Annotated in this window: 11 protein-coding genes, 1 other RNA gene and 1 riboswitch; of the genes, 7 read left to right on the top strand and 5 right to left on the bottom strand. The window is 65.3% G+C overall.

Annotated features, from left to right (window positions below):
- From AC1RTA_RS12315 to AC1RTA_RS12295, 5 genes are all read right to left on the bottom strand, one after another.
- Positions 1–693, bottom strand: a 693-nt coding sequence (locus AC1RTA_RS12315) for a nucleotide-binding protein (protein WP_492784849.1), incomplete at its 3' end; no start/stop codon positions are given.
- Between the two features lie 116 nt (positions 694–809).
- Positions 810–1,412, bottom strand: a complete 603-nt coding sequence (gene cobO, locus AC1RTA_RS12310; protein WP_492784848.1) for a cob(I)yrinic acid a,c-diamide adenosyltransferase — start codon at positions 1,410–1,412, stop codon at positions 810–812.
- Between the two features lie 58 nt (positions 1,413–1,470).
- Entirely contained in the window at positions 1,471–2,241 is a 771-nt protein-coding gene (locus AC1RTA_RS12305) for an ABC transporter ATP-binding protein (protein WP_492784847.1), read from the bottom strand.
- Positions 2,238–3,218, bottom strand: coding sequence for a FecCD family ABC transporter permease (locus AC1RTA_RS12300; protein ID WP_014235644.1), 981 nt, complete (start codon positions 3,216–3,218; stop codon positions 2,238–2,240). Before AC1RTA_RS12300 ends, AC1RTA_RS12305 begins: the two co-directional genes overlap by 4 nt.
- Positions 3,219–3,227: 9 nt before the next feature.
- Positions 3,228–5,237 (bottom strand): TonB-dependent receptor, encoded by a 2,010-nt coding sequence (locus AC1RTA_RS12295; protein ID WP_492784846.1) that lies wholly within the window; start codon positions 5,235–5,237, stop codon positions 3,228–3,230.
- A riboswitch (cobalamin riboswitch) is annotated at positions 5,236–5,446 on the bottom strand. It overlaps the preceding gene by 2 nt.
- A 142-nt stretch (positions 5,447–5,588) precedes the next feature.
- Between AC1RTA_RS12295 and AC1RTA_RS12290 the strand changes: the two genes are divergently transcribed.
- The 7 genes from AC1RTA_RS12290 (at position 5,589) to AC1RTA_RS12260 (ending at position 9,908) form a co-directional block, all read left to right on the top strand.
- Positions 5,589–5,792: a coiled-coil domain-containing protein gene (locus AC1RTA_RS12290; RefSeq protein ID WP_130459811.1), complete on the top strand. Its 204-nt coding sequence runs from the start codon at positions 5,589–5,591 to the stop codon at positions 5,790–5,792.
- On the top strand, positions 5,789–6,118 hold the full coding sequence (locus tag AC1RTA_RS12285; RefSeq protein WP_130459812.1) for a cell division protein ZapA: 330 nt from the start codon (positions 5,789–5,791) through the stop codon (positions 6,116–6,118). The genes AC1RTA_RS12290 and AC1RTA_RS12285 overlap by 4 nt, the downstream gene beginning before the upstream one ends.
- A gap of 37 nt (positions 6,119–6,155) precedes the next feature.
- Positions 6,156–6,335: non-coding RNA, 6S RNA (gene ssrS, locus AC1RTA_RS12280), on the top strand.
- A gap of 86 nt (positions 6,336–6,421) precedes the next feature.
- Positions 6,422–6,877, top strand: a complete 456-nt coding sequence (locus AC1RTA_RS12275; RefSeq protein WP_492784845.1) for an EVE domain-containing protein — start codon at positions 6,422–6,424, stop codon at positions 6,875–6,877.
- Positions 6,867–7,670 carry a sulfite exporter TauE/SafE family protein gene (locus AC1RTA_RS12270; protein ID WP_416243631.1) on the top strand — a complete coding sequence of 268 codons (804 nt, stop codon included), beginning with the start codon at positions 6,867–6,869 and terminating at the stop codon, positions 7,668–7,670. Before AC1RTA_RS12275 ends, AC1RTA_RS12270 begins: the two co-directional genes overlap by 11 nt.
- 244 nt (positions 7,671–7,914) lie before the next feature.
- Entirely contained in the window at positions 7,915–8,235 is a 321-nt protein-coding gene (locus AC1RTA_RS12265) for a DUF485 domain-containing protein (RefSeq protein ID WP_014235638.1), read from the top strand.
- Positions 8,235–9,908 (top strand): cation acetate symporter, encoded by a 1,674-nt coding sequence (locus AC1RTA_RS12260; RefSeq protein WP_014235637.1) that lies wholly within the window; start codon positions 8,235–8,237, stop codon positions 9,906–9,908. The genes AC1RTA_RS12265 and AC1RTA_RS12260 overlap by 1 nt, the downstream gene beginning before the upstream one ends.
- Positions 9,909–9,935: the final 27 nt, after the last annotated feature.

Raw genomic sequence — 9,935 nt, 5'->3', positions numbered from 1 at the left:
GGCCGGGGCGAAGTGTACCGGCGGCGGCAACTGGGCCGCGGCGGTGGCGGCGAGAGCGTCAGCCATGGCGTCCAGGCGCTGTTTCAGGTCCTCGATCTCGGCGGCGGGGAGCAGGCCCAGGTGGCGCTCCGGCATGGCGGCGTCGTTGTCCCGGGGCAGGTGGCCGTACCAGGCGATGTCGGCTTCATCCAGGGTGTCGCGGCACAGTTGGGCGTGGTAGGCGCTGCCGACCCGGTTGGCCAGCACCGCGCCGATGGGGGCGCCACCGCCCTGTTCCTCCCGGTAGTGCTTGAGGCCGAAGGCGACGGCGCCGAAGCTGCCGGCCATGGCCGAGGCGTCCAGCACCAGCAGGATGGGCAGGCCCAGCAGGCGGGCCAGGGCGGCGGCGGAGGGTTCGCCGTCATTGAGGCCCATCACCCCTTCCACCAGGATCAGGTCGTTCTCCGCCGCGGCCCGGGCCAGGCGCCAGCGGGCGTCGGCTTCGCCGCCCATGCGGAAGTCGATGTTGTCGCAGGGCTGGCCGCTGGCCACCTGGTGGATCTGGGGATCGAGGAAGTCCGGGCCGCACTTGAAGACCTTGACCCGGCGCCCCTGGCGCGCGTGGAGCCGGGCCAGTGCGGCGACCACGGTGGTCTTGCCCTGGCCGGAAGCGGGGGCGGCGACGAGGAGGGCGGGGCAGGCGAGGGAAGTCATGGGCGGCGGCTCGGTGGAGATTTTGGGGGGATGGCCTGGGAGGCAGGCGGGACGGGCATCGGCGGCATGCCGTCGCCAGGAGGCCCGTGCCTATTGCCGGTCAGGCCGGCGGCCCTTCAGAACTCGATCCCGGGCATGGCGGCGACGCCGGCCTGGAAGGCGTGCTTGACCATGCCCATTTCGCTGACCGTGTCGGCGGCGGCCACCAGGGCCTCCGGCGCGGCGCGGCCGGTGACGATGACGTGCTGGTGCGGCGGGCGGGCGGCGAAGGCGGCCAGCACCGCGTCCAACTCCAGCCAGCCGTACTTGAAGGCGTAGGTCAGCTCGTCCAGGATCACCAGATCGATGGCCGGGTCGGCGAGGTAAACGCAGGCCTGTTCCCAGGCGGCCCGGGCGGCGCGCAGGTCCTTCTCCCGGTCCTGGGTTTCCCAGGTGAAGCCTTCGCCCATGACGTGCCAGTGCACCCGGGGCTGCTGCCGGAAAAAGCCTTCCTCGCCGGTGTCGGAGCGGCTCTTCACCAGCTGGATGACGGCGGCGCTGTGGCCGTGGCCCAGGGCCCGGGCGAGGACGCCGAAGGCGGCGGAACTCTTGCCCTTGCCGTTGCCGGTATGCACCAGCAGGACGCCGCGCTCCTGGCTGGCCTGGGCGATCTTGGCGTCGACCACTTCCTTCTTGCGGGCCATGCGGCTGTTGTGGCGTTGGTTGCGCTCGTCGCTCATGGGGAACTCCGGGAATCGGGGGAAAGGGAAATGGGGCGGCTGGAGAAAATGGCTGGCGTTAGCAGGGGATGAACCAGCGGCTGCCCCCGTCCTCCACCTCCCGCAGGGGATGGCCGTAGAGGCGGCTGAGGTGGGCGGCGGTGAGGATCTCGGCCACCGGGCCGCTCTCCCAGGTGCCGTCGCCCTGCAGCAGCAGGGCCCGGTCGCAGTAGCGGGCGGCCAGGCCCGGGTCGTGCAGCACCATCACCACGCCGGCGCCCCGCTCCCGGGCCAGGCCGGCGAACAGTTCCAGGGCGGTGATCTGGTGGGAAAGGTCCAGGTGGGCCAGGGGCTCGTCCAGCAGGTAGAGGTCCGGCGCCTGGGTCAGCAGGGTGGCGATGGCCAGGCGCTGGCGTTCGCCGCCGGAGAGGGATGGCGTCTCCCGTTGTTCCATGCCGGCCAGCCCCACCCGGGCCAGGGCGGCCCGGGCCAGTTCCGCATCGGCGCCCGATTCCCAGTCCCAGCGGCCCAGGTGGGGATGGCGCCCGGCCAGGGCCGTCTCCAGCACGCTGGAAGCGAAGGCGTCGGCCTGGGTCTGGGCCATCCAGCCCCGTTGCCGGGCCGCCGCCCGGGGCCCCAGTTCCCCATAGCTGCGCCCCTGCAGGCGTACCTCGCCGCCCTGGGCCGGACGCAGGCCGGCCAGGGTGGACAGCAGGGTGGACTTGCCGGCGCCGTTGCGTCCCAGAATGGCCAGCCGTTCCCCCGGCTGCAGTTGCAACTCCAGGTCGCGGCAGACCTCCCGGTCGCCGATGCGCACGGTGAGTCGGCTGGTTTGCAGCAAGGCAGTCATCGCGGCGCCCGGGTGAGGAGGAAGAGGAACACGGGCACGCCGATGAGGGCGGTCAGCACCCCCACCGGCAGTTGCTGGGGCGCCGCCACGGTGCGGGCCAGGGTGTCGGCCAGGGCCAGCAGGGCGCCGCCGGCCAGAGCCGAGGCGGGCAGCAGCAGGCGCTGGTCGTTGCCCACCGCCAGGCGCACCAGATGGGGCACCACCAGGCCGACGAAGCCGATGGAGCCGGCGGTGGTGACGGCGGTGGCGGTGGCCAGGGAAGCCACCACATAGACCAGCCGGCGCAGGCGCACCACGGCCACGCCGAGGGCCTGGGCCGTGGCCAAGCCCCGGGCCAGCAGGTTGAGTTCCCGGGCAAAGGGCAGGGCCAGCAGCAGGGCCGCCGCCAGGGCCAGCAGGGGTGGCCGGGCGTCGGTGGCCTGGGAGAGGTCGCCCATCAGCCAGTAGAGCATGCCGTGCAGCTTGTGCTCCGGCGCCAGGGACAGCATCAGGGCCACCAGGGCGCCGCAGCCGGCGGCGACGATGACCCCGGTGAGGAGCAGGCGGGTCTGGGTCCACGAGCCGTCGCCGTGGGCCAGGCCGAAGACCAGGAAAGTGGCGGCCAGGGCGCCGCTGAAGGCGAGGCCGTTGATGCCGAAGGCGGACAGCCCGAGCAGGATGGCCACCAGGGCGCCGACCCCGGCGCCGCCGGAGATGCCCAGCACATAGGGATCGGCCAGGGGATTGCGCAGCAGCACCTGCATCAGGCAGCCGGCCACCGCCAGCAGCCCGCCGCAGGCAAAGGCGGCCAGGGCCCGGGGCAGGCGCAGGTTATGCACCACCGCGTAGCCCGGCGCCTCGGCATCACCGAGCAGCCCTTGCAGGACGGCGCCGGGAGGAATGCTGATGCTGCCCACCGCCAGGGCCACGACCAGGCTCACCCCGGCCAGCAGCACCAGCAGGGCAATAACGATCAGGGCGCGACGGCGGGAGGGCATGGTTGGTCTTTAGAAAGTGGCCTTGAAACCGACCAGTGCGCTGCGAGAGAAGTTGATCGGATAGATGCCGTTGTCTCTGGTCCAGATGCCGTTCTTGTGGTCGAAGAGATTCTGGACCGTGGCGAACAGTTCCCAGCCTTGCAGGCGGTAGCGGTAAGTGAGGTTGGTCAGATTGTAAGCAGCCTGGCGCTGACTGCGGTTATTGGCAAAATCCCCGATGGCGTAGCTGTCACTGCGCCAGTTCTGGCTTAGGGTCAGTTCCGAGCGCTGGGTGAAGGCATAGGTTCCGGATAGGGCGAGGTTGTGATGGGGGACACCGGGAAGTTCCTTGCCATCGAAGGCGCCATTGCCCTGGTTTTCTCTATCGATGATTGAGCGGGTATAGGCGTAGTTGGCGTTCAGCGACAATTGAGGCGTGGCTTGCCAGAACTGCTGGACTTCCAGGCCGTACTTGTGGGATTTGTCGATGTTGGTGTTGAAGCTGGTCAGCCAGTTTCCGGTGTTGTAGTAATAAATTTCGTTGTCCAGATTGCTTCGGAAAACAGCAAGCTTGAAGCGGTTTCCCGGTGCCATTCGATTGAGCCCCAGCGTCAAGGTTTTCGCTTTGGCCGGGTTTATGAAGGCGTTGAAGGCGCCCCCAACGAAGAATCTGTCAACATCCGGCGCCTGAAAGGCCTGGTTAAGGTTGGCGAAAACGGAATAGCGGCTATCTAGCCGCTGGTTGATGCCCAGATCCCAGGCATCCAGGTCCCGCTCTCGGGACAATTGAGCGCCGCCAGCGGGTAGGTGCTCATAGCGAACGCTTTCTCTGCGCGTCCCTGCTGACAGAGTGGTGTCGCCGAGGCGATAGACGCCCTGAACATAGTAGGCACGGCTGTTTTTCTTGGTTTGATCAAATGCCTGGATACGATTGCCATCCGTACTCTGGAAGCCTGCTGTAAGGTCAAAGGTGTCGCCGGTGTGGACCACGGCCAGATCGTTGCCTTCGATGTCGTAGTCTGCCTTGAAGGTGCCGACGAACTCTGAGTGCTTGTCTTCCCGGCGATGAGCGTAGGTGAGTTTGGTGCTGTCATTCAGGCTCCACTCGCCGCCCAGGCGCCATTGGTCGGTAGTGAATTGCTGATGTGTATATCTGGTGGCACCGGCTTGTGAAGGGTCTGCATCAAACTGGGCTTGGGATAGTGCGTTGGGGTAGCGAGTGTCGATGTAGGTGCTGGAGACATCGACGTTCAGCCATAGATCACGCAGAGGACGTACTTTCAGCGCAGCCCGTTCATTGCGCATTTCGGAGGAATCCTTATGGCCGCTGATATCCGCCTGACTATATCCGCCATGCTTGCTGTGGTCGGCGCTGGCGGAAATGCTGTAGTTCTCGCCTTGCGTGCCAGCAGCAGTGTTCAGCCCTAGCGCGCCGTCGGTACCGGTATAAGCGCCGACAGAGATACCTGAATAGGGGCGGGTATGAATCTGGATCGTACCTGCCATGGCGCCATCCCCGTTGAGAACGGAACCGCTCCCTTTGGTGATTTCAATACGGTCGATGGCGGATAAGGGAATGGCGCCCAGCAGTTGGGGCACCATGTCGATATTGTTCAGGCGCTGTCCGTCAAGGCTGACGGCAATATTCTGGTAGCCGTTCTCGCTGCCGTAGCCGCGCATGTCGAGCATGGGGGTAAAACGGTTGCCAAAGCTGGGGGCAACATTTACCGAGCTATGCTGGGCTAGGTAGTCGAAAAGGGTTTGGGCCCCGGAGCGGTCAATCATCGGCCGGGTGTGTATTTCGGCAGCGTAGGCGGCGTCTGCTTCAGCATAAGCAACGCGGGTTGCTGTTACCTTAATGGTTTCCAGTTCCGTGCTTTGGGCGTGGGTATGGGCGGTGAACAGCAGGCCGAGGGAGGCTGCAGAAAGGGAAATGCATGGTTTCATGAGGTGAGACTCCTCGTATCCGGCGAGCGTCCCCGCAATGCCGGAAGGTGGCGAAGGAAGTGAGCTGATGGTGGTCGGGCCGATCCGGCTCACTCGGTATTCCGTTCAGGCCGGTATCCGGGCTCGGAAGTCTTGATCCATCGCCTTCCCGGGGGTGACCCAGTGGCATCGTGATGGACCCGCACTTCCTTACCGTTGCGGGGGCAGCACAGGCATTGCACCGCTGCTGGCGGCGCGCACCTGTTTCCCGTTTAACCGCGGAGGAGGACTCCTCCCGCGGCACCTGACGCGGAGCGTTGTCCCTAGTGGAACAACGGGGGCGGATGGTACTCCATACCTGCCTGTATGGCGAGGCCGGCGCCTGGGCGCTTTGGCATAAAACACATTCAAAATATGGTCTTAGTCCTTGACCTTGCGTGTTTTTGGCCTCTATAGTTCGCGCCTATGACTAAGCAATTGGATGCCCTCGAGGGCAAGGTGGCGCAGGTGGTCAACCTCTGCCACAGCCTGCGGGCCGAGAACCAGGAACTGCGCGCCCGACTGGCCAGCGCGGAAGACGAGCGCCTGCGTCTGGTCGAGCGCATGGAGGCGGCCCGTGCCCGCCTCGAGGCGCTGGCCGAGCAGCTGCCGGAGGAGGGCAAGGCATGAGCGGCAATTTCATCGACGTGGCCATCCTCGGCCGCGAATACCGGGTGGCCTGTCCGCCCGGCGAACAGGAAGCGCTGCTGGCTGCCGTCGCCTATGTGGACCGCAAGATGCAGGACATCGCAGCCAAGAGTAAGACTGCCGCCGCCGAGCGCGTGGCGGTCATGGCGGCCCTGAATATCGCCCACGAACTGCTTTCCGCCGGGAAGGCGGAGAGCCCCGCAGAAAATCCTGAAACCCCCGTTGACGGCTCTGACTTTCAGCGTAGAATCGGAGCCATGGAAACACAGTTGGACGCGGCCCTCCAAGGCCAGGAACCCTTGTTCTGAAGCCTTCTTGGCCGCGCCAGCAAAAGTTTCCGCCGATTGTCCCCTGCGGTGTTCGTCAAGGCCATATATTCCTTGAACCAATGCTAATTGGCATCGGCCGCGAACCACTCATCCGCTGTTGTGAGCGCCCTTCGTCGGGTGCACCTGATGCGGACGGCAAGCGACCACTCTGAACTCAGGTTCAGGATGCCGGCCTAACGGCACAGGCGGGGGCCTAATACAGCAGCGCGGTGCGAGCAATCCACCGCGCTGTTTCCTTTTGTGGCCCCTCTTTTCCCCTGTTCGCCCATGGCTTACTGGCTGATGAAATCCGAGCCGGACGAAGTGTCCATCGACGACCTGGCCCGTCTCGGCCGGGTGCCCTGGTTCGGCGTGCGCAACTATCAGGCCCGCAATTTCATGCGCGATGCCATGAAGCTGGGCGACGGCGTGCTCTTCTACCATTCCGGCTGTGCCGTGCCGGGCATTGCCGGCCTGGGCCAGGTGGCGTCCGCCGCCTACGCCGATGCCACCCAGTTCGATCCGGCCAGTCCCTATTTCGATGCCAAATCCTCGCCCGGGCAGCCCCGCTGGCTCAACGTGGATGTGGCCTTCGTCGCCCGCGGGCGCTTCGTGCCCCTGACCGAGCTGCGGTGCCATCCGGCCCTGGCGGCCATGGGAGTGCTGCAAAAGGGCAGCCGCCTGTCCATCACCCCGGTGACGGCGGAAGAGTGGCAATTCATTACCCGCAAGTTGATGGAGCTGAACGATGCTTTTTGATTTCTGGTGGCTGGCCTATGTGGGCCTGGGCCTCTTTGCCGGTTTCATGGCCGGCCTCCTGGGCATCGGCGGCGGCGCCGTGATGGTGCCCCTGCTGGCCATGATCTTCGCCGGCCAGCAGTTCCCGCCGGAGCAGATGCTGCACCTGGCCCTCGGCACCTCCATGGCCACCATCATCTTCACCGCCATTTCCAGCCTGCGCACCCACCACCAGCATGGCGCCGTGATGTGGGACACGCTGCGCTCTTTCACTCCGGGGGTGCTGGTGGGGACCGTGCTGGGCACCCAGCTCGCCGCCCGCATTTCCACCCAGGGCCTGGCCCTGTTCTTTGCCTGCTTCATTTCCTGCGTGGCGCTGCAGATGGCGTTGAACTTCAAGCCGAAACCCCACCGGGAACTGCCCGGCCCGGCCGGCCTGGGGCTGGCGGGTGGGGTCATCGGCGCCCTCTCTTCCCTGGTGGCCATCGGCGGCGGCTCCCTGACAGTGCCTTATCTGGCCTGGTGCAACGTGCCGGTGCGCAACGCCATCGGCACTTCGGCGGCCCTCGGCCTGCCCATCGCCTTCTTCGGCACCCTGGGCTACATCTGGAACGGCTGGGGCGAGGCCGGCCTGCCGGCCTGGAGCGTTGGTTACGTCTATCTGCCGGCCCTGCTGTGGGTGATGGCGGGCAGCGTGGTGGCGGCCCCGGTGGGGGCGCGTCTGGCCCATCGCCTACCGGTGGCGACCCTGAAGCGGATTTTTGCCGGTGTGCTGGTGCTGCTGGCAGCCAAGATGTTGCATGGCGTCATGTAGATGGCGGCTTGCCGACCTTGATGCATATGGAAAGGGCCTGCGGGCCCTTTTTTGTTTTTGCGCCGCGACATACGGGCGGGTATGGAAATTTGCGTAACTGTTATATCATTGCGTAATCCACGTCCGTTCCCGGACGCAATACGGGTTTCCCACATTGGGGAAAACCCGCCGGGAGGGCTGGGTAGAGGGGGAGTCGGTCTTTTTCTGCCGACCTAAACAAATACTCAAACTGAGGAGAACACTCGTGAGCAGCGCTGCCTACGAACGGATTCGCAACAATCCGAAGTTCGACAAGCTGGTTGCCACCCGCAGCCGCTTCGCCTGGACCCTGTCTGCCGTGGTCCTGATCCTGTACTACGGCTTCATGGCCGTGGTCGCCTTCAATCCCACCCTGCTGGCCTCGCCCCTGGGCGAAGGCCGTATCGCCACCATCGGCTGGCCCATCGCCGCCCTGATGATGCTGCTGTTCTGGGTCATGACCGGCCTCTACGTGCATCGCGCCAACGGCAAGTTCGACGAAATCAACGCCGAACTGATCAAGGAAGCCACCAAGGAGGCCCAATAATGCGTAACCTGTCCCGCTTCCTGCCCCTGCTGGGCCTGCTGCTGGCCGCCGGTGCCGCCTATGCCGGTCCCGGCACCGTCGGCGAGGCTGAAAAGCAGCCCCTGAACGTGGCCGCCATCGCCATGTTCGTGGCCTTCGTGCTGTCCACCCTGGGCATCACCTACTGGGCCGCCAACCGCACCAAGTCCACCGCCGACTTCTACACTGCCGGCGGCGGCATCACCGGTTTCCAGAACGGCCTGGCCATTGCCGGCGACTACATGTCCGCCGCCACCCTGCTGGGTCTGACCTCCATGGTGTTCGCCAAGGGCTATGACGGTTTCGTCTACATCGTCGGCTTCTTCGTCGGCTGGCCCATCATCCTGTTCCTGATGGCCGAGCGCCTGCGTAACCTGGGCCGCTTCACCTTTGCCGACATCACCTCCTACCGTCTCGACCAGAGCAAGGTGCGGACGGTGGCTGCCATCTCCTCCCTGACCGTGGTGCTGTTCTACCTGATCACCCAGATGGTCGGCGCCGGCCAGCTGATCAAGCTGCTCTTCGGCCTGGACTATGAGGTGGCCGTGGTCGTGGTGGGCGTGCTGATGATGGTCTATGTGACCTTCGGCGGCATGATCGCCACCACCTGGGTGCAGATCATCAAGGCCTGTCTGCTGCTTGGCGGCGGCACCCTGATGATGCTGCTGGCCATGTCCCACTTCGGCTTCGATTTCGAAACCCTGGTCACCAAGGCCACCGAAGTGCACAAGGACGGCACCAAGATCATGGGTCCGGGTTCCCTGCTGGCCGATCCGGTCAATGCCGTGTCCCTGTCCCTGGGCCTGATGTTCGGTACCGCCGGCCTGCCCCACATCCTGATGCGCTTCTTCACCGTGCCGGATGCCAAGCAGGCCCGCAAGTCCGTGTTCGTGGCCACCGGCTTCATCGGCTTCTTCTTCCTGGTGGTGGTGCTGCTGGGTATGTCCGCCATCGTTCTGGTCGGCACCAACCCCGAGTTCTTCGAAGGCGGCAACGTCGGCGGCAAGATGATCGGCGGCGGCAACATGGTGGCCATGCACCTGGCCAAGTTCGTCGGCGGCAACATCTTCCTCGGCTTCCTTTCCGCCGTGGCCTTCGCCACCATCCTGGCCGTGGTTTCCGGCCTGGCTCTGGCCGGCGCTTCCGCCATCTCCCACGACATCTACGCCAATGTGATCTGCAAGGGCAAGCCCAAGGGCGGTTCCGAGCTGAAGGTGTCCAAGATCGCCTCCATCTTCATCGGTCTGGCTGCAATCGGCCTGGGCATCATGTTCGAAAAGCAGAACCTGGCCTTCATGGTCGGTCTGGCTTTCGGCATCGCTGCTTCCGCCAACTTCCCGGTGCTGATCCTCTCCATGTACTGGAAGGGCCTGACCACCAAGGGCGCCATCGCCGGCACCATCTGCGGCCTGACTGCCGCCGTGGTCTTCGTGGTGCTGTCCAAGGCCGTGTGGGTGACCGTGCTGGGCAAGGCCCAGGCCATCTTCCCCTACGACCAGCCGGCCCTGTTCTCCATGCCCCTGGCTTTCCTCATCGCCTTCGTGGTCTCCAAGCTGGATACCAGCGCCCAGGCCAAGCGCGAGATCGAAGCCTTCGACGACCAGTACGTGCGTGCCCAGACCGGTCTGGGTGCCGCCGGCGCCAGCAACCACTAAGCGCCAGCTGCAGCGTCAGCGTCATAA

This window comes from Azospira sp. MPR-E4 (assembly GCF_058809645.1).
This window is presented reverse-complemented; position numbering and strand designations above follow the sequence as displayed.

Excerpts from the sequence above, each read along its gene's own strand:
- cobO (WP_492784848.1), bottom strand. The coding sequence starts at position 1,412 with ATGAGCGACGAGCGCAACCAACGCCACAACAGCCGCATGGCCCGCAAG.
- AC1RTA_RS12305 (WP_492784847.1), bottom strand. The coding sequence starts at position 2,241 with ATGACTGCCTTGCTGCAAACCAGCCGACTCACCGTGCGCATCGGCGAC.
- AC1RTA_RS12300 (WP_014235644.1), bottom strand. The coding sequence starts at position 3,218 with ATGCCCTCCCGCCGTCGCGCCCTGATCGTTATTGCCCTGCTGGTGCTG.
- AC1RTA_RS12290 (WP_130459811.1), top strand. The coding sequence starts at position 5,589 with ATGACTAAGCAATTGGATGCCCTCGAGGGCAAGGTGGCGCAGGTGGTC.
- AC1RTA_RS12285 (WP_130459812.1), top strand. The coding sequence starts at position 5,789 with ATGAGCGGCAATTTCATCGACGTGGCCATCCTCGGCCGCGAATACCGG.
- AC1RTA_RS12275 (WP_492784845.1), top strand. The coding sequence starts at position 6,422 with ATGAAATCCGAGCCGGACGAAGTGTCCATCGACGACCTGGCCCGTCTC.
- AC1RTA_RS12270 (WP_416243631.1), top strand. The coding sequence starts at position 6,867 with ATGCTTTTTGATTTCTGGTGGCTGGCCTATGTGGGCCTGGGCCTCTTT.
- AC1RTA_RS12260 (WP_014235637.1), top strand. The coding sequence starts at position 8,235 with ATGCGTAACCTGTCCCGCTTCCTGCCCCTGCTGGGCCTGCTGCTGGCC.